Source organism: Lentzea sp. HUAS TT2, from assembly GCF_051853195.1.
Lineage (GTDB): Bacteria > Actinomycetota > Actinomycetes > Mycobacteriales > Pseudonocardiaceae > Lentzea.
On record NZ_CP196667.1, the window covers coordinates 3,403,646 to 3,427,336 of the forward strand.

Annotated in this window: 27 protein-coding genes; 7 read left to right on the forward strand and 20 right to left on the reverse strand. The window is 69.0% G+C overall.

Annotation, left to right across the window (positions count from 1 at the left end; translation table 11 throughout):
• Positions 1-17 precede the first annotated feature (17 nt).
• On the forward strand, positions 18-968 hold the full coding sequence (locus tag ACSHWB_RS17165) for a hypothetical protein (protein ID WP_439663016.1): 951 nt from the start codon (positions 18-20) through the stop codon (positions 966-968).
• A 159-nt stretch (positions 969-1,127) separates the two neighbouring features.
• On the opposite strand, the gene ACSHWB_RS17170 is transcribed toward ACSHWB_RS17165, so the two are convergent.
• Complete coding sequence (locus ACSHWB_RS17170) at positions 1,128-2,624, reverse strand: glutamate--cysteine ligase (protein ID WP_439663017.1); 1,497 nt, start codon at positions 2,622-2,624, stop codon at positions 1,128-1,130.
• Positions 2,625-2,833: 209 nt separating this feature from the next.
• Between ACSHWB_RS17170 and ACSHWB_RS17175 the strand changes: the two genes are divergently transcribed.
• Positions 2,834-3,625: a TrmH family RNA methyltransferase gene (locus ACSHWB_RS17175; RefSeq protein ID WP_439663018.1), complete on the forward strand. Its 792-nt coding sequence runs from the start codon at positions 2,834-2,836 to the stop codon at positions 3,623-3,625.
• A gap of 274 nt (positions 3,626-3,899) precedes the next feature.
• On the opposite strand, the gene ACSHWB_RS17180 is transcribed toward ACSHWB_RS17175, so the two are convergent.
• The 3 genes from ACSHWB_RS17180 to ACSHWB_RS17190 form a co-directional block, all read right to left on the reverse strand.
• The gene (locus tag ACSHWB_RS17180; protein WP_439663019.1) at positions 3,900-4,493 is read right to left on the reverse strand and encodes a DUF2537 domain-containing protein; all 594 of its coding nucleotides are present in this window, start codon (positions 4,491-4,493) and stop codon (positions 3,900-3,902) included.
• Between the two features lie 130 nt (positions 4,494-4,623).
• Complete coding sequence (locus ACSHWB_RS17185; RefSeq protein ID WP_439663020.1) at positions 4,624-6,465, reverse strand: ABC transporter ATP-binding protein; 1,842 nt, start codon at positions 6,463-6,465, stop codon at positions 4,624-4,626.
• Positions 6,462-8,201, reverse strand: a complete 1,740-nt coding sequence (locus ACSHWB_RS17190) for an ABC transporter ATP-binding protein (protein ID WP_439663021.1) — start codon at positions 8,199-8,201, stop codon at positions 6,462-6,464. The genes ACSHWB_RS17185 and ACSHWB_RS17190 overlap by 4 nt, the downstream gene beginning before the upstream one ends.
• 157 nt (positions 8,202-8,358) lie before the next feature.
• Between ACSHWB_RS17190 and ACSHWB_RS17195 the strand changes: the two genes are divergently transcribed.
• The gene (locus tag ACSHWB_RS17195; RefSeq protein WP_439663022.1) at positions 8,359-8,583 is read left to right on the forward strand and encodes a hypothetical protein; all 225 of its coding nucleotides are present in this window, start codon (positions 8,359-8,361) and stop codon (positions 8,581-8,583) included.
• On the opposite strand, the gene ACSHWB_RS17200 is transcribed toward ACSHWB_RS17195, so the two are convergent.
• The 10 genes from ACSHWB_RS17200 to ACSHWB_RS17245 all read right to left on the reverse strand — a co-directional run bounded on the left by ACSHWB_RS17200 (position 8,573) and on the right by ACSHWB_RS17245 (position 14,378).
• Positions 8,573-8,992: a hypothetical protein gene (locus ACSHWB_RS17200; RefSeq protein ID WP_439663023.1), complete on the reverse strand. Its 420-nt coding sequence runs from the start codon at positions 8,990-8,992 to the stop codon at positions 8,573-8,575. The two genes, ACSHWB_RS17195 and ACSHWB_RS17200, sit on opposite strands and share 11 nt — an antisense overlap.
• A complete protein-coding gene (locus ACSHWB_RS17205; protein ID WP_439663024.1) occupies positions 8,958-9,377 on the reverse strand; it encodes a hypothetical protein in 420 nt (139 codons plus the stop codon). The genes ACSHWB_RS17200 and ACSHWB_RS17205 overlap by 35 nt, the downstream gene beginning before the upstream one ends.
• Positions 9,378-9,421: 44 nt before the next feature.
• Positions 9,422-9,838, reverse strand: coding sequence for a hypothetical protein (locus ACSHWB_RS17210; protein WP_439663025.1), 417 nt, complete (start codon positions 9,836-9,838; stop codon positions 9,422-9,424).
• On the reverse strand, positions 9,835-10,278 hold the full coding sequence (locus ACSHWB_RS17215; protein ID WP_439663026.1) for a hypothetical protein: 444 nt from the start codon (positions 10,276-10,278) through the stop codon (positions 9,835-9,837). Before ACSHWB_RS17215 ends, ACSHWB_RS17210 begins: the two co-directional genes overlap by 4 nt.
• Positions 10,279-10,285: 7 nt before the next feature.
• On the reverse strand, positions 10,286-10,702 hold the full coding sequence (locus ACSHWB_RS17220; protein WP_439663027.1) for a hypothetical protein: 417 nt from the start codon (positions 10,700-10,702) through the stop codon (positions 10,286-10,288).
• On the reverse strand, positions 10,696-11,106 hold the full coding sequence (locus ACSHWB_RS17225; protein WP_439663028.1) for a hypothetical protein: 411 nt from the start codon (positions 11,104-11,106) through the stop codon (positions 10,696-10,698). Before ACSHWB_RS17225 ends, ACSHWB_RS17220 begins: the two co-directional genes overlap by 7 nt.
• Positions 11,107-11,148: 42 nt before the next feature.
• Positions 11,149-11,514 carry a hypothetical protein gene (locus ACSHWB_RS17230; RefSeq protein WP_439663029.1) on the reverse strand — a complete coding sequence of 122 codons (366 nt, stop codon included), beginning with the start codon at positions 11,512-11,514 and terminating at the stop codon, positions 11,149-11,151.
• A gap of 16 nt (positions 11,515-11,530) precedes the next feature.
• On the reverse strand, positions 11,531-12,466 hold the full coding sequence (gene sepH / locus ACSHWB_RS17235; protein WP_439663030.1) for a septation protein SepH: 936 nt from the start codon (positions 12,464-12,466) through the stop codon (positions 11,531-11,533).
• Positions 12,467-12,567: 101 nt separating this feature from the next.
• The gene (locus ACSHWB_RS17240; protein WP_439663031.1) at positions 12,568-13,722 is read right to left on the reverse strand and encodes a sensor histidine kinase; all 1,155 of its coding nucleotides are present in this window, start codon (positions 13,720-13,722) and stop codon (positions 12,568-12,570) included.
• Positions 13,719-14,378 (reverse strand): response regulator transcription factor, encoded by a 660-nt coding sequence (locus ACSHWB_RS17245; protein WP_439663032.1) that lies wholly within the window; start codon positions 14,376-14,378, stop codon positions 13,719-13,721. The genes ACSHWB_RS17240 and ACSHWB_RS17245 overlap by 4 nt, the downstream gene beginning before the upstream one ends.
• An 89-nt stretch (positions 14,379-14,467) precedes the next feature.
• Between ACSHWB_RS17245 and ACSHWB_RS17250 the strand changes: the two genes are divergently transcribed.
• Genes ACSHWB_RS17250 through ACSHWB_RS17260 form a run of 3 tightly spaced genes read left to right on the forward strand, consistent with a single transcriptional unit; the run spans position 14,468 to position 16,664 of the window.
• Positions 14,468-14,968, forward strand: a complete 501-nt coding sequence (locus ACSHWB_RS17250; protein WP_439663033.1) for a hypothetical protein — start codon at positions 14,468-14,470, stop codon at positions 14,966-14,968.
• An 8-nt stretch (positions 14,969-14,976) separates the two neighbouring features.
• Entirely contained in the window at positions 14,977-16,017 is a 1,041-nt protein-coding gene (locus ACSHWB_RS17255) for a peptidoglycan-binding protein (RefSeq protein WP_439663034.1), read from the forward strand.
• Positions 16,014-16,664: an ABC transporter ATP-binding protein gene (locus tag ACSHWB_RS17260; protein ID WP_439663035.1), complete on the forward strand. Its 651-nt coding sequence runs from the start codon at positions 16,014-16,016 to the stop codon at positions 16,662-16,664. The genes ACSHWB_RS17255 and ACSHWB_RS17260 overlap by 4 nt, the downstream gene beginning before the upstream one ends.
• Before the next feature lie 6 nt (positions 16,665-16,670).
• Here the strand turns inward: ACSHWB_RS17260 and ACSHWB_RS17265 are convergent, their stop codons facing one another.
• The gene (locus ACSHWB_RS17265; RefSeq protein ID WP_439663036.1) at positions 16,671-17,879 is read right to left on the reverse strand and encodes an RNA-guided endonuclease InsQ/TnpB family protein; all 1,209 of its coding nucleotides are present in this window, start codon (positions 17,877-17,879) and stop codon (positions 16,671-16,673) included.
• A 95-nt stretch (positions 17,880-17,974) separates the two neighbouring features.
• Here ACSHWB_RS17265 and ACSHWB_RS17270 point away from each other — a divergent pair, with 95 nt between their 5' ends.
• Positions 17,975-19,087, forward strand: a complete 1,113-nt coding sequence (locus ACSHWB_RS17270) for an ABC transporter permease (RefSeq protein ID WP_439664616.1) — start codon at positions 17,975-17,977, stop codon at positions 19,085-19,087.
• A gap of 59 nt (positions 19,088-19,146) precedes the next feature.
• Here the strand turns inward: ACSHWB_RS17270 and serC are convergent, their stop codons facing one another.
• From serC to ACSHWB_RS17295, 5 genes are all read right to left on the reverse strand, one after another.
• Entirely contained in the window at positions 19,147-20,274 is a 1,128-nt protein-coding gene (gene serC, locus ACSHWB_RS17275; RefSeq protein ID WP_439663037.1) for a phosphoserine transaminase, read from the reverse strand.
• Between the two features lie 112 nt (positions 20,275-20,386).
• Complete coding sequence (locus ACSHWB_RS17280; protein ID WP_439663038.1) at positions 20,387-20,989, reverse strand: response regulator; 603 nt, start codon at positions 20,987-20,989, stop codon at positions 20,387-20,389.
• On the reverse strand, positions 20,986-22,041 hold the full coding sequence (locus ACSHWB_RS17285) for a sensor histidine kinase (RefSeq protein ID WP_439663039.1): 1,056 nt from the start codon (positions 22,039-22,041) through the stop codon (positions 20,986-20,988). The genes ACSHWB_RS17280 and ACSHWB_RS17285 overlap by 4 nt, the downstream gene beginning before the upstream one ends.
• The gene (locus ACSHWB_RS17290) at positions 22,020-22,820 is read right to left on the reverse strand and encodes an ABC transporter permease (RefSeq protein WP_439663040.1); all 801 of its coding nucleotides are present in this window, start codon (positions 22,818-22,820) and stop codon (positions 22,020-22,022) included. The genes ACSHWB_RS17285 and ACSHWB_RS17290 overlap by 22 nt, the downstream gene beginning before the upstream one ends.
• On the reverse strand, positions 22,817-23,641 hold the full coding sequence (locus tag ACSHWB_RS17295; RefSeq protein ID WP_439663041.1) for an ABC transporter ATP-binding protein: 825 nt from the start codon (positions 23,639-23,641) through the stop codon (positions 22,817-22,819). The genes ACSHWB_RS17290 and ACSHWB_RS17295 overlap by 4 nt, the downstream gene beginning before the upstream one ends.
• Between the last annotated feature and the right edge of the window lie 50 nt (positions 23,642-23,691).

Sequence of the window (23,691 nt, forward strand, 5' to 3'; positions counted from 1 at the left end):
TCACGCTGGGGGATGCGATGAAGCGGGTTCTGGTCGTTCTGGGAGTGCTGGTCGTGGTGATCGCCGGTGCCGTGGTGTGGCATCGGTTCGATGAGCCGCCGGCCAGGTACGTGGTGCTGCAGTACGCGGACGCGTCGGAGCTCTGGCGCTCCGGCGACCCCGAGACATCGCTGGTCAGGCAGATCGCCAGGGAGCTCGCCACGCGCGGGTCGCTGTCCCTGGACAGGCTCCGCCAGGACGGCGCCGTCGTGGTGACGACGATCGACGCGAAGGCGCAGTCCGCCGCCGCGGCGGCGATCCGGGACCGTGCCGCGGGGCGTGCGGGGCTGGTGGCCGTCGACCCCGCCAGTGGTTCCGTGCGGGCCTACGCGCCGGGCGAGGACGCCGCTCCTGATCGCGCGGGCGGGGTGGTGAGGCAGCCCGGTTCGGTGTTCTTCCCGTTCAGCGCCGCCGCGGCACTGCAGGAGGGCAAGCCGCTGGACCAGGGCGATGCGCTGCGGGCGGTCAGGGTGGCGCAAAAGGCCGGTGTGCCGGAGTACGCCGACGTCGAGGGCACCCGGACGAAGCTGCTCGACGGACCAGAGGGCGGGCTGCGCACGCTCGACCTCGCGTCCGGCTACGCGACGTTCGCCGCGGAGGGAGTGCACCGCGACGCCCACTTCGTCACGCACGTCACCGACGTGCACGGGGCGACGCTCTACCAGGCGCTGGACACGCCGCAGCCCGCGTTCGACCGGGATCCGTTGCGCAGCAAGGAGATCGCGAACCAGGTCAACGAGGTGCTGAGGAAAGACCCGGCCTGTGGTGACGACCTCTGGACGGCCTGCCGCGCGAGCGACCCGGCCGAGGTACGGCACGCGTGGTTCGCCGCGGCCACACCGGAACTGTCGGTGTCGGTGTTCGCGGGCGAGGCCGGCGCCGTGGACGCCGGCCTGCCCAAGGCCGTGTGGGAGAAGCTCCGGCCCTAGGCCGTGTCCTGCAGGTCTCGTCCGCGATAGTCGCGGACGAGGGCCCCGGAGGCGGCACCGCCGGAACGCCCGAATACCTCCGGTATGAGGGCGCCCCGGCAGCACCGCCTCCGGGTCTCTCGCCCGTGACTCTCATCGAACGGACCTGCAGGACACGGCCTAGCCCACGTGCCAGGTGTGCACGGGCTCGCCCGCGTGCATCAGCTCCATGTACCGCTTCAGCATGCCGGACAGGGCCGCGTCCCGGGCCATGCCGCGTTCTTCCAGCAGCGCAACGGTTTCCCGCTGCCACGACGATCCCGTGCGCCGTGCGAGGCACCGCTGCTCGATCACGCCGAGGTAGCGCTCACGGGCCTCGTCGGAGACACCGCAGTCGCGCAGGCCGTCGTGCGCCATCGGCAGGAGCCGGCGCAGCACCAGCTCGTCCGGCGGGATCCAGCCGATGCCCGGCCAGTACAGCTGGGCGTTCATGCCGTGCCTGGCGCCCGTGTAGAGGTTCTCCTCGGCCGCCTGGAACGACATCTGCGTCCACAGTGGACGTTCCTGCGAGGTGAGGGCTCGCTGGGCGCCGTAGAAGAACGCGGCGTTGGCCATCGTGTCGAGCACCGTGGGGCCCGCGGGCAGGACGCGGTTCTCGACACGCAGGTGCGGCACGCCGTCGACGACGTCGTAGACGGGGCGGTTCCAGCGCCAGATCGTGCCGTTGTGCAGCCGCAGCTCGGAAAGACGAGGCGCACCACCGGCTTCGAGGACCTCCAACGGGTCCTCGTCGTCGGTTTCGGGCAGCAGGCTGGGGAAGTAGCGCACGTTCTCCTCGAACAGGTCGAAGATCGACGTGATCCACCGTTCACCGAACCACACGCGCGGACGGACGCCCTGGTTCTTCAGCTCGTCCGGACGGGTGTCGGTGGCCTGCTCGAACAACGGGATCCGCGTCTCGTGCCAAAGCGCCTTGCCCAGCAGGAACGCCGAGTTCGCGGCGATCGCGACCTGCACGCCAGCCAGGCACTGCGCGGCGTTCCAGTGCGCGGCGAAGTGCGTCGGCTCGACCTGGAGGTGCAGCTGCACGGACGTGCACGCGGCCTCCGGCAGGATCGACTCCGCGTAGGTGTCCAGCTTCTCCGGACCTCTGCCCGGCATCGCCGGGCCCTCCATACGCAGCACCATCTCCTCGCCACGAGCCTTGAAGATGGTGTCGTTGAGCAGCGCGTACCGCGGCGCCTCGGAGAGCCACTTGCGGTCGAAGTGCCGCTCCCGCAACGTGGGCAGCACGCCGATCATGGCGAGGTTGGCGCCCGCGTCGTTGGCCTTGGCGTCGGCGTTGTCGAGCGACTGCCGCAGTTCTTCTTCCAGGCCAAGCATCTCACCGCCGGCGAGCTCGCGCGGCGGGACGTTGATCTCCAGGTTCTGCTGTCCCAGCTCCAGTGTGTAGGAGGGATCGTCGATCTTCTCGAGCACCTCCGAGTTCGCCATCGCCGGCCGCATCGCGTCGTCGACGAGGTTCAGCTCGATCTCGAGCCCCATCTGCCGCCGGGGAAAGGAGAACGTGTCTTCGGCCAGCATCGTGGCCAATGCGTCGAGACTTCGCTGCATCTTCTCGCGATAGCGCTGGCGATCGTCTCTGGTGAAAGTGCGGCTGGACACTTCACTTCCCATGCCGCTACCCCTTCGCTCGGCGCCGGTGGGCGCGGGCCAGGCGGAACGCCAAAAGTCGCACAGCGCAATCCCCCTTTACATCGCCCAAAACGGTGCTCTCTGTCACGTGGAGGTAACAACCAGCGATCATCCGCTGGTCGGGCGTGTGCGGTTCCGCCCTCCGGACTACCTCGCCTGTTCCACCTCGTGCCGGATGCGAAACTTCCGGCGTGGCGAAGGTGATCGAGATCAACGACCCGGCTGACCCCCGGCTGGACGACTTCCGGGACCTGTCGACGGCCGACCGCAGACCGGATCGGCCGGGCGGACGAGGCCTCGTCATCGCCGAGGGCGTCGTGGTGGTGGAACGTCTGCTGGCGTCGCCGTACCCGGTGCGCGGGCTGCTCGGGGTGCGGCGGCGGATCGAGGCGCTGGACCTTTCTGACCTGGACGTTCCCGCTTACGTGACGTCAGCAGAGGTTATGGCGTCTGCCGTTGGTTTCCACTTGAACCGGGGTGTACTGGCGGCCGCGGACCGCGCTCCCGCGGTGTCGTTCGAACAGCTCGCCGAGACCTCCCAGCGGCTCGCCGTGCTGGAGGGCGTGGGTGATCACGAGAACCTGGGTTCGATCTTCCGCAACGCCGCCGCACTGGGCGTCGACGGCGTGGTTCTGGGGCCGGGTTGCAGCGACCCGCTGTACCGGCGCAGCGTGCGGGTCTCGATGGGTCACGTCCTGCGCGTGCCGTTCGCTACCACGGATGAGTGGCCCGCGGCGCTGAACTTGTTGAGGCAAAAGGGTTATACAGTTGCCGCCCTGACACCCCGCGCAACCGCCCTGCATCTTGCAGATGCGGGTTTGCGCGGCCGCCGGGTCGCGGTCCTGCTGGGATCGGAGGGGCCGGGCCTCACCGACGAGGCGATCGACGCCGCCGATCTGGCCGTGCGCATCCCGATGTCGTCGGGCGTGGACTCGCTGAACGTGGCCACCGCGGGCGCGGTGGCGTTCTACGCCCTGCTCTAGATCTAGTCCTGTTGCCAGAAGCTGTGTCCGTTACTCGCCCGAGCGCCCCCGCACCTGGCACTGATGGCGTCTGCAAGTACCACCAACTCAACATCAACAGGCACTTTCCTACTACCAACAGGCCTGCGGGGGTCTGAGAGCACGGCGCCTGTTCGTCAGGCGGCGAACAGGTTGGGTGTAGTTAACGGCGATTCGATCAAGAGTTGGTGGTACTTGCAGACGCCTCGGCGCCGACTAGGACACGAGGTTTCGGACAAGACCGCTGGCCAGGTGCTTAGAGGAGCGTGAGGATCAGGGCCAGCCAGGCGACCAGCACCCCGGTCACGACGCCGTACGCGACCCAGCGCCACACCGGCACCCTGCGCCCCAGCCAGACCGACGGCGCGAGACCGCCGACCACCAGCACGTTCGCCACGAGCGCGAGCCACCGGCTGGTCTCGCCCAGCCCGAGCGACAGCGACACGACGGTCACCGTGACGATCGCGGCCGTGATGACGCTGACCGTGAGCCCGGTGCCCCACGGCGTCGGCTCCGGCTCGTCCACCCGCGGGACCGCGGGCTCGAACGGAGGCTCCGGCGCCTCGACGCTGACGAGCTCGCCGCTGACCGGGTCGGTGTAGCTGACGGGGGAGTTCATGACCGCGGCGATCCTGCCCGCGAGCTGCTTGCCCCTGCGCGCGACCAGCGCGTTGGCGACGCCGTCCGAGGGCGTCTCGGTGCGCTCCACCGCGTCGGCGACCTTGGCCCACTCGTGCAGCGCCTCGGCCAGATCGGCACCGAGGGGCAGGCTGTGCGGGTCGACCTCGCGCTCGCCGGAGTCGTCTTCCCCGGCCAGCACGGCGCGGCCGTCCCGGACTCGCAACTCCACTGCGTCCTCCTCGGTCTGGACCTTCGGCCAGAAACCTAGCGGACGCGGTGACGAGGGGAGAACGACCGCGCTGGAGTCGTGAGGTCGCGTTCGCGCCAGATCCCCATTGGCGCGAACGCGACCTGCAGGCCTACGCGAGCGAGTCGCGCCAGGCCGTGTGCAGGGCGGCGAACCGGCCCCGCTCACCGATCAGCTCCGCGGGGGAGCCGTCTTCCACCACAATGCCACCATCCAGCACCAGAACGCGGTCCGCGATCAGGACCGTCGACAGGCGGTGGGCGATGATGAACGCGGTCCGGTCCGCCAGCACTGTCTCCAGCGCTGCCTGCACGGCGCGTTCGGTGGGTACGTCCAAGGACGATGTTGCCTCATCCAGCACCAGTACCGCCGGATCCGCCAGAAACGCGCGGGCGAACGCGACCATTTGCCGCTGTCCGGCGGACAGGCGACCGCCCCGTTTGCGCACGTCCGTGTCGTAGCCGTCCGGGAGGGCGGCGATGAACTCGTGCGCGCCCACCTCGGCCGCGGCGGCCTCGATCTCCGCCCGCGACGCCGACGGACGGCCCAGGGCGATGTTGTCGGCCACCGAACCCGAGAACAGGAAGTTCTCCTGCGTCACCATCACCACGGCCCGGCGCAGGTCCGTGTCCAGGACCGAGCGCAGGTCCGTGCCGTCGAGCCGCACGGAGCCCGCCGACGGGTCGTAGAAGCGGGCCACGAGCTTCGCCACCGTGGTCTTGCCGGCGCCGGTCGCGCCGACCAGGGCCACGGTCTGCCCCGCCGGCACGTCCAGCGAGAACCTCGGCAGCACCTGCCGGGACGTGCCGGGGTACTGGAACTCCACGTCGGCGAACCGGACGGCGCCCCTTGCGTGCGGCATGGCCACCGGCGACGACGGTTCCGGCACCGACGGCTGCTCCTCCAGGACGCCCGAGATCTTCTCCAGGGCGGCGGTGGCGGAGGAGTAGGAGTTCGCGAACATCGCCAGCTCGTCGAACGGGTCGTAGAAACGGCGCAGGTACAGCATGAACGCCGCCAGCACGCCGAGTTCGACGGCACCGTCCGCCACCCGGAAGGCACCCCAGGCGAGGACCACGGCCAGCGACACGTTGCCGATCGCGCGGATCGTCGAGACGAACGTGGCCATCACGCCCAGCGCGTCGGTGTTCGCGTCGCGGAACTGGCCGTTGAAGCCCGCCATGATCTGCTCGTTGCGGGGCTGGCGCCGGAACGCCTGCACCGCGCGGATGCCGTTCATGGACTCCACGAACTGCACGATGATCTTGGCGATCGCCCCGCGCGTGCCCCGGTACGCGTCCATCGACCGGCGCCGGAACCAGCGCCACAGGAAGTACAGCGGCACGAAGCCCGCGATCACGACCGACGCCAGCGGGGCGTCGAGCCAGATCAGGATCACCGCGATGCCCACCACCGACAGCGCGGCGTTGAACAGGCTGTCGAGGCCCTCCTCCAGCAGGTCCTGCAACGCGTCGACGTCGCTGGTCAGGCGGGAGATGACCTTGCCGGACGTGTACGACTCGTGGAAGCCGACCGACAGGCCCTGCGAGTGCCGGAAGATCCGGCCGCGCAGGTCCAGCAGCAGGTCCTGGCCGACCCGGCCGGAGATCCGCAGGAACGCCCAGCGCAGGAACGTCATCAGCAGCGCGCAGACCGCGTAGCCGGCGACGCACCAGATCAGGATCGCCGGACTGCCGCCGATCGCGGCCGGGATGCCCCTGTCGATCGCGGCGGCGATCAGCAACGGCCCCGCGAGGGCCGCCAGGTTGCCGCTGACGACCGCGGCGATCGCCAGCGAGGTGCGGGCGACGTGCGGACGCAGCAGCGATCCCAGCAGCCTGCGCGAGCGGGCCTGCAGGCGCAGCCCCGTCGAGTACGAGATCTCCTCGATCTCCTCGGAGGCGACACCGCGCCATTCCTCTTCAGCCGCAACGGGTGCGACAACTTCACTCACGACGCCACCTCCTCTTCGACCAGGTCCTCGTCCATGCTGGACAGAAGCCGGCGGTACTCCTCGTTGGTGTCCAGCAGTTCCCGGTGCGAGCCGATCGCGGCGATCTTTCCGTCGACCAGCAGCGCGACCCGGTCGGCGAGCTGCACGGTCGACGACCGGTGCGCCACGACGAGCGCCGTCGTGTCGCGCAGCACCCTGCGCAGCGCGCCCTCCACCTCGGCTTCGGTGTGGACGTCCAGCGCCGACAGCGGGTCGTCCAGCACCAGCACCGCCGGCCTGCCGACGACCGCACGCGCCAGCGCCAGCCGTTGCCGCTGACCACCGGACAGCGACAGGCCCTGCTCGCCGATGCGGGTCGCGAGACCCCACGGCAGCGCGTCCGCGAACTCCTCCGCCTTGGCCACCCGCAGCGCCTCGCGCACCTGGGCCTCGGTGACGTTCGGGACGCCCAGCCCCACGTTCTCGGTGACCGACGCGGAGAACAGCACGGGTTCCTCGAACGCCGTGCCCACGACGGTCCGCAGGTCCTCCAGCGCGAGGTCCCGCACGTCGACGCCGTCGATCGTGATCCGGCCGCCGGTCACGTCCGCGAGCCGAGGCACGAGCGCGGTCAGCGTCGTCTTGCCCGACCCCGTCGCGCCGACCAGCGCCACCGTCTCGCCGGGCTGCAGGTCCAGGTCGATGCCCGAGAGCACCTCGCGACCGTCCTCGAACGCGAACCGCACGCCCTCGAAACGCACGTGCCCGCGCAGCGGCGTGGGCAGCGGCGCGGGCGAGGCGGGGCCGGTGATCGTGACGGGGGAGTCGATGACCTCCCAGTAGCGTTCCAGCGCCGAGGCGGCCTGGTTCGTCTCCGCCAGCAGCCAGCCGATGGAGTCGATGGGCCAGCGCAGGTAAGCGCTCACCGCGACCGCCGCGACCAGCGTGCCGACCGTCATCCAGCCGTTCACGATGCCGATCGCGCCGACGCCGAGCATGCCCGCGATCGACAGCTCCGGCAGCACGATCAGCACCGACCACAGCGCGGCCAGGATCGAGATCTTGTTGAGCTCGGTCGCCCGGAGTTCCTTGGCCTGAGCCAGGAACCGCTTCGAGAGCTCCGGCCCGCGCCCGAACGCCTTGAGCACCCGGATGCCGAGCACCGACTCCTCGACCGTCGTGGTCAGGTCGCCAGCCTGGTCCTGCGCCCGCCTCGCGACGATCTTGAACTTCGACTCGAAGAAGTACGAGATGACGATCAACGGCAGCGCGCCGCACAGCGACACGATCAGCAGCCACGGCGAGAGCGCCGCGATGATCCCCAGCCCGATGAACACGACGATGGTGTTGACGATCAGGAACACGATCGCGAACGCCACGAACCTCCGCACGGTCGTCAGGTCGTTCGTGGCGCGGGACAACAGCTGACCGGACTGCCACTTGTCGTGGAACGACACCGGCAACCGCTGAAGGTGCTGGTACAGGTCGAACCGCATGCGCGCCTCGACCTCCGCCGCCGGCCTGGCGACGATCTTGCGCCGGATGTAGAACAGTGCCGCCTCACCGAGCCCGAGCACCAGCACTCCCAGGATCAGCCACGGCAGCGGACCGGTCTGCTTGTTCTGAATCGGACCGTCGACGATGCGCTGCGTCAGCAGCGGGATGCCGAGACCGCACAGCATCGCGAGCATCGTCGCCGACAGCACGACAGTCATCCGTGCGCGGTGCGGCCGCACGTACGGCCACAACCTCCGCAAGGTCCTGATTGTCGAGTTACGTTGATCGCTCACGCGATGAGCCCCCTCCAGGTCGTCTCCAAAGTACGAAGTCAGACCCGTGTTCAGCATCCGGTTTTTCTCCCCACCGGAGGGTGCAGGCTCGACTTAGGTCGAGGTCAAGGGCACGATGGCCACCATGACGCGGTTTCTGCGAACCGAGCAGACGATGGCGTTTCCACACGGACGGCTCATCGCCTCACGCGACGGATCGAACTACGTGCTGGCCCCGGACGGCTGGGACCGCCTGGCCGGCTCACGCCCCAGGCACGCCATGCTCGTCTCCCGCGAGGACGCCGAGGACTGGTGCGAACGCGAGGGCTGGGACCTGCACCTGCTGGACGAGGTGCCGGCTACTTCCTGAAGGTGAACAGGCCGACCAGCCCGTAGGCGACGGCCGCGAGCAACGCCTCGGCGTGGTGCCGGTTGGTGAACCACCCGATGACGGGTTCGTGCACCTTGAAGTAGAGCCCGACGCCCAGCACGATCGGCCCGAGCAGGATGACCGGCCACACCGGCCGCACCCCGAAGACCCACAGGATCGGCCCGGCCAGCACCAGCGACGACACCAGCGCGAGCGGCAGCCCGATCAGCACGAGCAGCAGGAACGTCGACATCGACGTGCTGTCGAGCCACGACTTGAGGAAGCCCGACTCGTACGCCCACGTCCACCCGAGCACCAGCCCGGCACCGACGGCCATCGACAGGACCACCCGGAACAGCAGCCGGCGTCCTGCCCTACCCGTCTTGCCCGTGGTGCTCTGCTCTGTCACGCCGTCCACCGTAACCAGCGGTGACCACGGCGGCCAAGGCGTACCCGGTTCCTGCTGCGATCGTGACCACCAGGACGCCGACGATCTCCGGCGGCTGGGCGCGCATCCCCACGATGGTCAGCGCACCGGCCAGCGCCAGCACGAACGAGCCGATCGGCCCCAGCACGGCGGTCGGCCAGACCGGTCTCCACCGGGCGAGCCGCAGCAGTGCCCACGCCACGACCGCCCACGCGACCGCCGAGATCGGGGCCACCCACAGGAAGATGAGACCCACGCACCCGATCGCGCTGGTACCTCGGCACAGAGACTGACCGATCGGAATGAACGACAACCACCACGCCGCCGCGCACACCGCCCCCACCACCGCCGCAGCGACCACTCTCATGACTGGATGATGACGACTCCTGCGGTGCGCTTCCATGAGCACAACTACGCAGACGGCGTCCCATCCTGCTCGTAGCGCTCTGCCGGGACATGCCCGCGATAGCTCGCAGTCGCCTTGGCCGCCAGCGCGAACCCGGCCGCTCCCGAGAACGGGACGACGACGTGCAGGGTCCAGAACGGAAGCAGGTACACCATCACCACGCCGAGTACGAAGGCCAGGGCGATCGCGATCGACGTCCCCGCGATCACCGTCGGCCATACGGGCGAGTACCGCGCGAGCCGCAGCAGCCCCCACGCCACGGCTCCCCAGAGTGCCACCAGCACCGGGGTCCAGTAGAGGTAGATGGTGAAGGTGCACACGAGCGGAGCGCTGTCACACGGGAGCTTCGAGACCCCGATGATCGAGTAGAACCACCCGGCTCCGCAAAGCGCTCCCACCACCGCCGCCACGATCACCTTCATGCCGCCGTCCCGTCCTTTCCGGGGTGCTCCGCTCCGTCCCGTCGGCCGCCGTGCGCATCAGGCAGGAGACTGGCCAGGGCGAAACCGACGGCTGCGGAGCTCGTGACCAGACCGAGCAGCCCACCCGTCGACACGGCGATCTTCGCGTGGCCGAGCAGAACGGTGCCGGCGTACAGCAACGGCAGCGCGAACACCATCCCCACCATCGAGGTGAGCCAGCCCGCGACCGCACCCGTGAGCCGCAGGAGTCCCCACCCCGCGACCACTCCGACGCCCATCAGGAACGGCGTCATGAGGTACATCGCGGACAGGCAGAACAGCCCTGTCGTGGTGGGGCTGACGCAGGCGATCTGGCGGACCGGTACGAGCGCCACGAACACCCCGGCGCCGCACAACGCCCCCACCATCGCCGCGACCAGCATCGCCGAGAGCCCCCTCATGGGCAGATCATGACGATCGAGCGGCCGCCCCACCAGGGGCTGAACGGCTGGTGGCCGCACCTGCCAGCGCGAACGCGACGGCGGGGACCAGCACCAGCCCCACCACGCCCGTCACCCACCCGAACAACAGGAGCACGAAGAACAGCGCGATCCCCGGCACGACCACCGAATAGGGCTGCGGCTGGCGGCACACCTTCAGCAACCAGCCGTGCAGCAGCGCGGACCCGGACAGCCCGCCCAGCAACACCACCGGCACCAGCCACAGCCCGAGCTCGGCGTAGTCGCCCATCAAGCACCGCTCGCCCGACCAGGGCGCCGGCTTCGAGAACCCGCAGAAACCGGCGTACAGCACCACGCACGCCAGCCCGGTGCCGAGAACGGCCACCGCTCCGGCGACCAGGCCCATGACCACCCGTGTCAGCACCGCCGCGCCCGTCCCGCAGCCACCGCGGCGACCGCATAGGCCACGCACGGCACGATGACCGCCGCGGTCATGAAGAACACGACGGCATCCGCCTGGTACAGGTCCAGGAAGGTGGATTCGAACCACACGGCGGCCACGATCAACACGGCCCACAGCACGCTGCCGGCGCTGGTCACGAGCCATCCGCGTTCCTGCCGGGCCACCCGGAACCCCGCCCAGATCACGACACCCGCGACGACCATCCACAGCGCGAAGACGGGCGGGTAGAACACCGGGAGCCCGACGCCGCAGCCGGTGCGGCCGGGCCGGAGGTAGCAGTACCGCGAGACCCCCTCGAGCGTCAGCGCGAACCCGGCTCCGGCCAGAACGCCGGCGACCGCTCCCACCGCAGTGCGCAGCAACATGTGCCCAGAACTATCCGATCAAGCCCTGCGGGAGGGCGATCTTCACGAACCCTCCACAGCACCTTCACGCGGAGGGTTCGTGAGCACGGCGATCAACGCGTACAACGCGGCGAACACCGCGAAGGCCAGGAAGGTCACACCCAGCAGCAGCACCATCGCGACCACCGCCATGAGGGTCGCGGGCACGGCCACCAGCCATGCCCGCGACACCTTCAGCGATCGCAGCGCGAGTCCTCCCGCCACCGATCCCACCACGGCGAAGATCGGTACAGAGGTCACGAAGGCCCCGAGGCAGCCCCACTCGTCCTTCGAGCAGACAGCGCCCGAAGCGAGGAGCTCGAACATTCCCCACCAGGCCAGCCCGAGGAGTGCACCCACTCCGGCAGCCAGCGCGACACGACGTCCCACGGTGTCAGCGTCTCACTCAGCGGTTCGACCGCACGCCCAGTAAAACGTCTTCCCACGAAGGCACGATGGGGTGGTTCTTCTTCCCCCGCTTCGGAGGAGGGTCCTTGCGCACCGGCTTCTCCGCCGCGGGCTCCTGCTCCGTCTGCACCGGTGGTGGAGGCGGGGCAGACGCGGGCTCCGGCTCAGGCAGCGTCTCCTGAGCCGGCGTCTCGGCCACGACCGGCGCCGCCACGGGGGCGGGCGCCTGCGCCGGGACCGGCAGCGGAGCGGGCTCCTCGGCCACGGGGATGGCCGGAAGGACCGGGGTCGCCTCCAGGGCCTGCCGGGCCAGCTGCGTCACCGGACGGACCGTGCGCAGCGTGCGGTTCGGGTTCGGGTCCATCAGGTCGACCGCGGCGTCGTCCAGCGCCGTGACCGTGCCGCCCTGCGCACCGGGGTGGAACGCCCAGTGCGCGCGGTTCTCCGAGCGACCGGTCTTCCACTGCAGCTGCACGATCCAGCGGTGGTCGTCACCGCGCCACGCGTCCCACTTCGTGTCGGACAGGTCGTGGCCGCGCTGACCGAACGAGTGCGCGACGACCTCGCCGAGCGTCTGCACGTCCGGGCCGTCCTCACGGACCGGGTGCGCGCGCTGGGCCAGGTCCGCGGTGCGCGAACGCTCCAGCAGGACCGGGTAGGCGAAGCGCTCGATGCGGTGCGTCGGCATGCCTGCGGCAGCCGCGACCTGATCGATCGACTCGCCGGCGCGGATGCGGGCCTGGATCTCGCGCGGGCGCATCAGGGCCTCGCCGGACTCGATCTGCATCTGGCCCAGCCGGGCCAGGTCACCGCGCAGGGCGGCGCGCAGACGCTCGTCAGCGGGGAGCGTGAAGCGCTCGCCGCGGTTTTCGGGGTCCTCGAGGATGACGGACTTGCCGTCCTCGTCGAGCCCGATGACTCGCAGCGCTCGCATCGTGGCCTCCCTGAATTCGCACCTCGCCAGCAGACAACGTTAGGACAACGAGTCGTCCTTGAGTGGGAGACTCGCCGATATCTCTACGTGATCTTGCCAGTTCACGAGGCCTGTCGCACGCCCGTTTCCGGAAGGTTCACCTGGACCACGAGCCCGCCTCCCCCGTTCGGGCGAGCCAACGCCCAACCCTGGTGAGCCTTCGCGACGGACTGGACGATCGACAGACCGAGGCCCGATCCGGCGGTCCCGGTGCGGTCGCGGAGCCGCCGGAAGGGCTCGAACAATCCGGGTACTGCCTGGGCAGGCACGGTGGGACCGGTGTTGGTGACGACCAGTTCTTGATCAAGCCGGACCGACACGGAGCCGCCCGGCTTGTTGTAGAGGACGGCGTTGCGCAACAGGTTGCCGACGAGCTGGGCAAGTAAGACCGGATCGCCGTCCACCAGATACCTGCGCGTCTGGACCGCAAACGTGACGTTTTTCTCCGCGGCCAGCGCCGCGCAGGACTCCACTTCGTCGTCGATCACCTCGTCCAGCCACACCAGCTCACGCGACGTGAGCCCGCGATCGCTCTTGGCGAGCATCAGCAGGCCGTCGATGAGCTTCTCGCTGCGCTCGTTGGTGTCGAGCAGGTGCCTGCCGAGCCTGCGGGTCTCGTCGTGCACGTTCGGGTCGGCCATCGCGACCTCGATCAGCGTCCGCTGCACGGCCAGCGGCGTGCGCAGCTCGTGCGAGGCGTTCGCGACGAACCGCTTCTGGCTGTCGAACGACGAGGCGAGCCGGTCGAGCATGCCGTCGAAGGTGTCCGCGAGCTCTTTCAGCTCGTCCGGCGGCCCGTCCAGCTCGATGCGCTGGTCCAGGCGTTCCGCCTCCAGCCGGTGCGCGGTCGAGGTGATCGAGTGCAACGGCGCCAGCACCCGTCCGGCCACCACCCAGCCGAGCCAGACGGCGATCACGGCGGCCACCAGCAGCGCGATGATCGACTGCCACAGGACCGTGCTCATCGTGTCCGCTTTGACCTGGTCGGCGGTGACCACCAGGGTGCCCGCCGGCAGTTGTGCGGCCTCGACCGCCGCGTAGCCCGGGTAGACGGTGGCCATCGGTTCCGTCGGCACCGACGTCGCCCGCTGGAGCGTCATCCCGCCGGCCAACGGGTCCCAGTCGGCGAGCAGCCAGTAGTTGAGCGCGATCAGCGCGATGCCCGCGATCAGGAACACCCCGGCGTACCAGGCCGTCAGCCTGGTCCGCAGGGTCATGAGCCGAACCGGTAGCCGGCGCCGGGCACGGTCTGGATGACCTGCGGCGTGCCCAGCTTGCGGCGCAGCGTCATCACCGCCACCCGCACGGCGTTCGTGAACGGGTCCGCGTGCTCGTCCCAGGCCTTCTCCAGCAGTTCCTCGGGACTCACCACGTTGCCCTCCGCTCGCATCAGCACTTCCAGCACGGCGAACTCCTTGGGGGACAGCGGCAGGAACGTCCCGTCGCGCGACGCCTGGTGGCGCGGCAGGTCCAGCGTCACGCCAGCCCGTTCGAGCACCGGCGGCAGGGCGGGACGGGCCCGGCGGCCCAGCGCCTGCACGCGGGCCACGAGCTCGGCGAACGCGAACGGCTTGGTCAGGTAGTCGTCGGCACCGAGCCCGAGCCCGGCCACCCGATCGTCCACTTCGGCCGCCGCCGTCAGCATCAACACCCGCGCCTCACCGCCGGTCGCGTGCACCGCCTTGCACACGTCATCACCGTGCACGAGGGGCAGGTCGCGGTCGAGCACCACGACGTCGTACGCGTGCACCCCCACCCGTTCCAACGCCGCCTCGCCGTCGTAACAGACGTCGACCGCCATCGAGAACCTGCGCAACCCCTCGGCGATCGTGTCCGCGAGCAGTTGTTCGTCCTCGACCACCAGCACACGCATGACGCCTATTTTCCGCGCAACGGGCATAAGCGCCGGATAAGGCCTTTCGCTTAACGCCGCCGAATGGCGTCCTCCGTAGACCTGTTCCCATGAAATCCACCATCGCGGTGTTGCTGGGCCTGCTCCTGGCGCTCACGGCCTGCGGGTCGAAAGAGCAGCCGGCCGCCCAGAAGGACGAGAAGGGCGACATGATCAAGTTCGCCCAGTGCATGCGGGAGAACGGCGTGAACATGCCGGACCCGAAGGACGACGGCAGCGGCGGCGTGATGATCGAGGCCATGCCCGCCGACGGCGGCGGCGAGGGCGGCGCTCCGGACATGGACAAGATGAACGCCGCCAACGAGGCCTGCAAGAAACACCTCCCCAACGGCGGCGAGCCCAAGCCGCTGTCGCCCGAGCAGCAGGACAAGATGCGCAAGGACGCGAAGTGCATGCGGGACAAGGGTTACGACTGGCCCGACCCGAACTTCGACGGCGGTGGCACCGCGGACGTCCAGCAGCTGCCCGACATGTCCGACGACAAGGTCAAGCAGGACATGAAGGACTGCGGCATGGGTGAAGGCATGGTCGCCGTGAGGCCCGTCGGATGAAGCGCGCGGTGAACAGGAAGATCCTCATCGCCGCACTGGTCGCGGCGGTGGTGCTCGGCACCGGCGGGGTCGTGGTGCTCACCAGGATCGCGTCCAACCAGGCCAGCGCCGCGCCGTTGCAGAACGACCCGTCGAAGACCGCGCAGGTCAAGAAGACCAACCTGGCCGATCAGCAGTCGGTGACCGGCCAGCTGGGCTTCGGCGCGGAACGAGCGCTGGCCAGCCGGAAAAGCGGCACCATCACCGGCCTGCCGAAACAGGGCGACGTCATCGAGCAGGGCAAGGCGGTGTTCTACTCGGACGCCAAGCCCGTGCCGCTGTTCTACAGCGCGATGCCGCTCTACCGCGATCTCGAAGCGGGCATGTCGAACGGACCCGACGTCAAGGTGGTGGAGGAGAACCTCGCCGCACTGGGGTTCAAGGACTTCGGCGCCCCCGACGAGAAGTTCACCTCGTACACGGCCTCCGCGCTGAAGAAGTGGCAGAAGGCCAACGGCCTCGAACAGACCGGGAAACTCGGCGCGGGCGACGTGGTCGTCCAGCCGGGAGCGATCCGCGTGTCCTCGCTGACCGCTCCGCTCGGCGCACCCGCGGGCGGCGACCTGATGAAGGTCACCGGCACCGAACGCGCGGTGACCGTCGAGCTGGAGCAGTCCAAGCAGCGCCTCGCCAAGCAGGGCGAGAAGGTCGAGCTGTCGATCACCGGCGGCAAGCCCACCACGGGCACGATCACCGGCGTCAGCCGCACCACAGGCGACCCGAACCAGGGCTCCAAGCCCAAGATCGTGCTCACGATCTCCGTCGACGACCCCAAGGCCGCGGAAGGCATCGACACCGGCAGCGTCACCGCGCTGTTCACCGTGACGAAGAAGCAGAACGTGCTCGCGGTCCCGATCGGCGCGCTGCTCGCGTTGAACGAGGGCGGCTACGGCGTGGTCACCGACGACGGCAAGACCATCCCGGTCACCGTCGGAATCTTCGCCAAGGGCCAGGTCGAGGTGCAGGGCGACGGCCTGCGCGAGGGCATGAAGGTGGTGACCACCGAGTGATCACCGTCGACCACGCGAGCCGGACGTATCCCGGTGGTGTGCAGGCGTTGCGCGACGTCTCCCTGACCGTCGGGGGCGGGGAGATGCTCGCGATCGTGGGACCGTCCGGCTCGGGGAAGTCGACGTTGCTGCACCTGATGGGCACGCTCGACAAGCCCACCACGGGCACGGTCGAGATCGACGGCAACGACATCTCCACCTTGTCGGACAACGCTTTGTCGGCACTGCGGGCCCGCACGATCGGGTTCGTGTTCCAGCAGTTCTTCCTCACCGACGGCCTCTCCGCGATCGAGAACGTGGCCTCCGGGCTCGTCTACGCCGGCGTGCCGCGCTCGAAGAGACGGTCCATGGCGATGTCCGCTTTGGACAGAGTCGGGCTGATCCACCGCGCGCTGCACAAACCGCACGAGCTGTCCGGTGGTGAACGTCAGCGGGTCGCGATCGCACGGGCCGTGGTGAACACACCGGGGATCCTGCTGGCCGACGAGCCGACTGGGAACCTGGACACGCAGAACGGCGCGGGCGTGCTGGAACTGTTGGAGAGCCTGAACTCCGACGGCACGACGATCGTGCTGATCACGCACGACCGGGACATCGCGGCCTGGGCGCCGCGCCGCGTCGAGGTTCGCGACGGGGTGATCGTTTGACTTCGCTCACGCACCGAGCCTCACGGCACGGACTTCCTGGTTCACAGCCGATCGCGGAAAGGAGGACCCTTGCCGTCTGACATCAGCTCCACAGGCATCGCCCGAGCGAGCTCGGACTACGGCTCGACCAGCCGCAAGGATGTTCTTCGCCGCGTTGAGATCCCGGTCGTGCCGGGTGCGACAGCCTGGGCACGACCAGTGCCGGGCGGAGAGTGTCAACTCGGCGAGCAGATGCCCGCAGGTCGAACAGGTTTTGCTGGACGGGTACCAGCGGTCGACCACGACCAGCGCACGGCCGGCGCGTTCGCACTTGTACTCCAGTTGCCGCCGGAACTCACCCCACCCAGCGTCAGAGATCGCGTGAGAAAGTCGGCGATTGCGGACCATGCCGGAAACGTTGAGGTTCTCGATCGCGATCATGTCGGCCGATCGCACCAACGCCGTGCTGGTGCGGTGCAGGAAATCCTGCCGGGCGTTGCGAACCTTGCGGTGAGTCCGGGCGACCTTGGCCTTGGCCTTGCGCCGGTTGTTGCTGCCGCGCTGGCAGCGAGCCAGTCTGCGCTGGTAACGGGCGAGGCTTCGGGCTTTGCCGGCGAGTTTCCGCGGGTTGGCGACCTGCACGCCGTCGCTGGTGACCAGAAAGGTCTTCAGCCCGAGATCGACGCCGATCGCATGGTTCGTGGGATGGGCGACGGCGGACTCGGCGACGTCAACGGCAAAGACCACGTACCAGCGACCATCAGGCTCGCGCGAGACCATGACCATCGTCGGATCCAGTTCGGTCACGTCGACGTCGTCGAAGGACCAGGTGAATCTCAGCGGTGTGCTGGTCTTGGCCAGCGTGAGGGAACCGCTGCGCATCCGAAACGCCGAGCGGGTGTAGTGCGCGCTCTGGCGACCCGTCCGAGATCTGAACCTCGGGTACCGAGCCCGTCCAGAAAAGAAGTTCTGGAACGCCATGTGTTGGTGGCGCAACGTTTGTTGCAGCGGAACACAGGACACCTCCGACAGGAACGCAAGTTCTTCGCCTCGCCTCCACGAGGTCAGCGTGGCATCTGTCTCTCGGTACGACGTGCGCGTGTTCTCGTTGCGATAACGGCGAGTTCGTTCGTCCAACGTCTTGTTCCACACAAGACGTACGCACCCGAAGGTGCGCGACAGCACCGCAGCTTGCACGGGCGTCGGGTAGGCCCGGCATTTGTACGCCGTTCGCACGGAAGACAACCTACTAGGAACGACATGACTGGTCGGACGCGGGCTTTCGTCAGGAGGGCGTTGTGATCGACCTGCTGCGCCTCGGGTTCTTCGGCATGCGGACCCGCCCGATCCGCGCGGTCCTGTCCGCCCTGGGCATCGCGATCGGCATCGCCGCAGTGGTCGCGGTCGTCGGCATCCCGGCCTCCAGCGCGGCGGCCCTCAAGGAGAAGATGTCCAAGCTGGGCACCAACCTCCTGACCGCGGCGCCGGGCCAGGACTTCTTCGGCCAGGACGCGAAGCTGCCGGAGACCGCGGTGCCGATGGCCAAGCGGATCGGCGCGGTGTCGTCGGCCAGCGCCACCGGCAAGATCTCCGCGAGCGTCCGCAAGAACGACCTCGTGCCGAGCAGCGACACGCTCGGGTTGCAGGTGCAGGCGGCGGAGAAGGACCTGCTGAAGGTGCTGGGCGCCGAGGTCCGCGAGGGCCGGTGGCTGTCGCCGGGGGAGAAGTCGGTGGTGCTCGGGGGCACCGCGGCCTCGCGCCTCGGGATCGACAAGCCCGGTGTCCAGCTGTGGATCGATGGGCAGTGGTTCACCGTCGTCGGCATCCTCGGGCCGTTGCCGCTCGCGCCGGAGATCGACAGGTCCGCGCTGGTCGGCTGGGAGGCGGCCAAGGAGGCGTTCGGGTTCGAGGGCAACGCGAACACGGTCTACGTGCGCACGTCCCCGGACCAGGTCGACAACGTCCGCAACCTGCTCGGCCCGACGCTGAACCCGCAGAAGTCCAACGAGGTCAAGGTTTCCCGGCCGTCCGAGGCGCTGGAGGCGCAGCAGCTGGCCGAGAGTTCCTACAACGCGCTGTTCCTGGGCTTGGGCGGAGTCGCGTTGTTGGTGGGTGGCGTCGGCGTGGCGAACACGATGGTGATCTCGGTGCTGGAACGGCGCAGGGAGATCGGACTGCGACGGGCGCTCGGGGCGACCCGCCGGCAGATCCGGTGGCAGTTCCTCACCGAGTCGGTGTTGTTGTCCGGTCTAGGCGGGCTGGTCGGCGTGATCGTGGGAGTCGCGGTCACGGCCGGATATTCGATCAGTCAGCAATGGCCTGCGGCACTGCCGTGGCCGGCCCTGCTCGGGGGAGTGGGCTCGGCGATCCTCATCGGCGCCATCGCCGGCGTCTATCCCGCGGTGCGGGCGGCACGTCAGTCGCCCACGGAGGCACTTGCCTGAACGCACGCGGGGCCCTTTCGTACCGACATGCAGTACGAAAGCGCCCCGCGTGCGGTTTGTCAGAGCTGGCCGACTACCCAGTCGACGGCCTGCGTGAGGATCGTGACGTCGTCCGGCTCGATGGCCGGGAACATCGCGACGCGCAGCTGGTTCTTGCCGAGCTTGCGGTACGGCTCGACGTCTACGATGCCGTTGGCGCGCAACACCTTCGCCACGACCGCGGCGTCCACGTCGTCGCTGAAGTTGATCGTGCCGACGACCTGCGAGCGGTCAGCGGCCTTCTCGACGTACGGCGTGGTGTAGGCGGTCTTCTCGGCCCAGGTGTACAGGCGGTCCGAGGAGTCCTTGGTGCGCGCGACGGACCAGTCGAGGCCACCGTTGCCGTTGATCCAGTCGATCTGGTGCGCCAGCAGGAAGAGCGTGGCGACCGACGGCGTGTTGTACGTCTGGTCCTTCGTGGAGTTGTCGAGCGCGGTCGGCAGCGACAGGAACTCCGGCACCCAGCGGTCCTTGAGCTCCTCGACGCGGGCCAGCGCGGCCGGCGACATCAGCGCGAGCCATAGGCCACCGTCCGAGGCGAACGACTTCTGCGGCGCGAAGTAGTAGACGTCGAAGTCCTCGGCCTTGACCGGCAGGCCACCGGCACCGGACGTCGCGTCGATCGCGATGAGCGCGTCGCCGGAGCCCTCGATGCGGGTCACGGGCATCGCGACACCGGTCGAGGTCTCGTTCTGCGCCCAGCCGACCAGGTCGGCGCCCTCGGCGTAGAAGAGCTCGGGCGAGGTGCCCGGCTCGGCCTTGGTGACCAGGGAGTCCTTCAGGAACGGCGCGGTCTGCGTGACCTTCGCGAACTTGGAGGAGAACTCACCGTTGGTGAAGTGCTGGGCGGTCTCGCGGACCAGCCCGAACGACGCCGCGTCCCAGAACGCCGTGGTGCCACCGTTGCCGAGCACGACCTCGTAGCCGTCGGGCAGCTGGAACAGCTCGCGCAGTCCGGAGCGGACGCGGCCGACGAGGTTCTTGACGGGCTTCTGCCGGTGGGACGTGCCGAGCAGCGCCGCACCCTCGGAAGCGAGAGCCGCGACGGCCTCGGGACGCACCTTGGACGGTCCACAGCCGAAGCGGCCGTCAGACGGCTTGAGCTCGGCGGGAAGCACCAACGAGGTCGGATCGGCGGTCTGGGTCATGTGGTCACGCCTCCGGGGCGATTGACGAGCTTCAGGGACCTGACCGGCGCCGTTGCCGGAGTTCACAGTGTTGCAGGCCGGTGGCCGGGAGGTGACAGCCGGGTGTCCTGGGTCACTGCAACATGCCGCGATCCATCGCCGTCGTCACCGCCGCGGTGCGGTCCGACACCCCGAGCTTGTTGAACACCCGCAACAGGTGAGTCTTCACGGTCGCCTCGGAGATGAACAACGTCCTCCCGATCTCGACGTTGGACATCCCCTTGGCCACCAACTTCAGCACCTCGGCCTCGCGCGCCGATAGAGGCGGGGTGCGGACCTGCCCGACGACCTTCGCGACCATCGACGGCGCCAGCACGGTCTCCCCGCGTGAAGCCGCCCGGATGGCCGCGATCAGGTCCTCGGTGGTCGAGTCCTTGAGCAGGTACCCGGACGCCCCGGCCTCAACAGCGCGAAGAATGTCCGAATCGGTCTCGTAGGTCGTCAGCACGAGGACCCGCGGCCCGGTGCCGACAATCTTCGCGGTAGCCGCCACACCGTCCATTTCGGGCATTCGCAGGTCCATCAGCACCACGTCCGGCTTCAGCAGCGCGGCCTGGGCGATCGCTTCCTGCCCGGACCCGGCGTCGCCGACGACCTCCAGGTCGTCCGCGACGAGCATGCCCTTCAAGCCCTGACGTACCACCGGGTGGTCGTCCACCAGCAGAATCCTGATCACAGCGGCACCTCCACCAGCACGGACGCCCCCTCGTCCGAGGACAGCGACAGCGTCCCACCCACCTGTTCCAGCCGGGCACGCATGCCCCGCAGGCCGAACCCCTCCGGCGCGTCGCCGAACCCGCGCCCGTCGTCGCGCACCTCCAGCGAGACGCCGTCGTCGTCGAACCTCATCACCACGTCGACCCGCGAGGCCCCGGAGTGGCGCGCCACGTTGGTCAGCGCCTCCTGGACGGTCCGCAGCAGCACCACCTCGGCCGAGGTCGGCAGGCCCACCGGATCGCCGATGACGCGGAAGGTGGACTCCAGCTCCACACCGTTCACCAACCGCCGCAACGCGTCCTCCAGCGAGGAACCGTCCAAAGGCGACGGTGAGTTGGAGGCGACCAGTGCCCGTGCCTCGCGGAGGTTCTCCCGCGCGGTCTGCAGGGCCAGGTCGACGTTGGGCTGGGCGCCCTGCAGCAGCGTGATGATCGACGTGAAGCCCTGCGCCAGCGTGTCGTGGATCTCGCCTGCCCAGCGGGCCCGTTCGGCCTCGATGGTGAGCGCCTCGATGCGGTTGAGCAGTTCTGCGCGTTGCCTGCTCTGCTCGGACATGCGGCTGATCGCCCAGCCGAACGCCTGGGAGAACGCGATGATCAGCAGCGCGGCCGGCCAGGGCAGCGCGGGCACGGCACCCGCGGCCCAGGTCAGGATCTGCGGTGTGAACACGAACAGCGCCATCGGCCAGAACGCCCACGCGACCGGCAGCACCATGTAGATCTGCGGGACCAGGCCGAACAGCGCGAAGGTCGCGTTGCCGCTGAACCAGACCGCAGGCGCGAAAGTGGCGAGCGAGCCGGCCGCGTAGACGAACCCGCGCCAGTCGTCCCGGGAGCGCTGGACCAGCTTCTTGCCGTAGAACAGGAACCACAGGCCGTTGAGGCCCAACAACCCCGCCGCCCAGAGACGGTCGGCGAGGGTGTTGTTGTCGATCAGGATCAGCACGAGCGCCGTGGCCTGGGTGATGGCGAACAGCACGTACCAGGTGATCAGCGACTGGTGTTGCTCCACTTGAAAGTCCTGCTGACGAGCACCAGGCCCACGATCGTCCACGCTCCGAGCACCAGCGCGATCTTGCCGAGCTCCCATGATCCCGCCGCCTCCATCACCGCGTAGCCGTCGTTCAGCGCGAACACCGACCGGAAACCCTGACACACCCACTTCAGCGGGAAGAGCGAACCCACCGTGCGCAACGACTCCGGCAGCACCGCCTGCGAGATGAAAACACCGCTGAGGAACTGCAGCACGATGTACGGCAGGTTCAGCACGCCGGCGGCGTTCCGGGTGGACTTCGCGATCGCGCTCAGCGCCACGCCGATCAGCGAGCACGAGATGACGCCGAGCGTGAACACCCAGGCGAACGTCAGCCACTTCTCCGCGCTCGACGGCAGCTCGACGTCGAACCGCCACACGGCCACGACCATCAGCAGCGCGGCCTCGAAGAGGCTCGACACGAAGACCAGGACGATCTTGCCGATGAAGTAGGACGTGAACGGCATCGGTGTGCCGCGCAGGCGTTTGAGCGTGCCGTCCTCGCGGTCGGCCACGACGCTCATGCCGAGTCCGACGAACGACGTCGAGATGATGCCCGCGCCGATCATGCTGGCCGCGAACATCTGGCCGGCGGCGGCCTCGTGCACGTACACGGTGCCGAGGAGCAGCATCAGCAGCGCGGGCAACGAGATCGTGAAGATGAGGTTTTCCTTCTGCCGGAAGAACTCCCGCAGCTCGGTCGCACCCCTCGCGAGACCGAGTGACAGGGTCGAGGGCAGGGCCACCGCGGTGGTCATTTGATCAGCTCCAGGTAGATGTCTTCCAGCGACGGGCGGGTGACGGTGAGCTCGGCCAGCTCGCCGTCGCGGGACAGCTCGGCGATGGCCTTGGTGGGCTCGGAGGTCTTGATCTCCGTGTAGCCGCGGTCGGACCTCCAGCGCACGGTCGCGTCGGCGTGCGCGCGGCCCCCGAGCGTCTGCGGCGTGCCCTCGGCGACGATCTTCCCGCCGGCGAGCACGGCGACGCGGTCGGCGAGCGCCTCTGCCTCGTCCAGGTAGTGCGTGGTCAGCAGGATCGTGGTGCCCTCGGAGGCCAGCAGCTTGATGAGGCTCCAGAACTGGCGGCGCGCCTCGGGGTCGAAGCCGGTGGTCGGCTCGTCCAGGAACACGAGCTCGGGACGGCCGATGATGCCGAGCGCCACGTCGAGCCTGCGCCGCTGACCGCCGGAGAGCGTGCCGCCGCGGGACTTGGCCTTCTCGGTGAGCCCGACGAGGTCGATGACCTCCTCCGGGTCACGCGGGTCGCCGTAGTACTTGGCGTAGTGGTGCACGGCCTCGCGCACCGTCAGCGTGGCGGCGTCGGTCGCGCTCTGCAGGACGATGCCGAGCTTCGAACGCCACTCGCGGCCGGCCTTGGCCGGGTCGACGCCGAGCACGCTGACCTCGCCCGCGTCCCGGTCGCGGTGCCCCTCCATGATCTCGACGCTGGTGGTCTTGCCGGCGCCGTTCGGGCCGAGGACCGCGAACACCTCGCCTCGAGCGACGTCGAGGTCCACCCCTGCCACCGCCTGGTGGTCCTTGTAGGCCTTCTTCAGGCCCCTCACTCGGATCGCGTTCATGTCGTGAATCCTGCGTTTTCCAGGGTGTCTGGCGGGACGACCGCACCGCT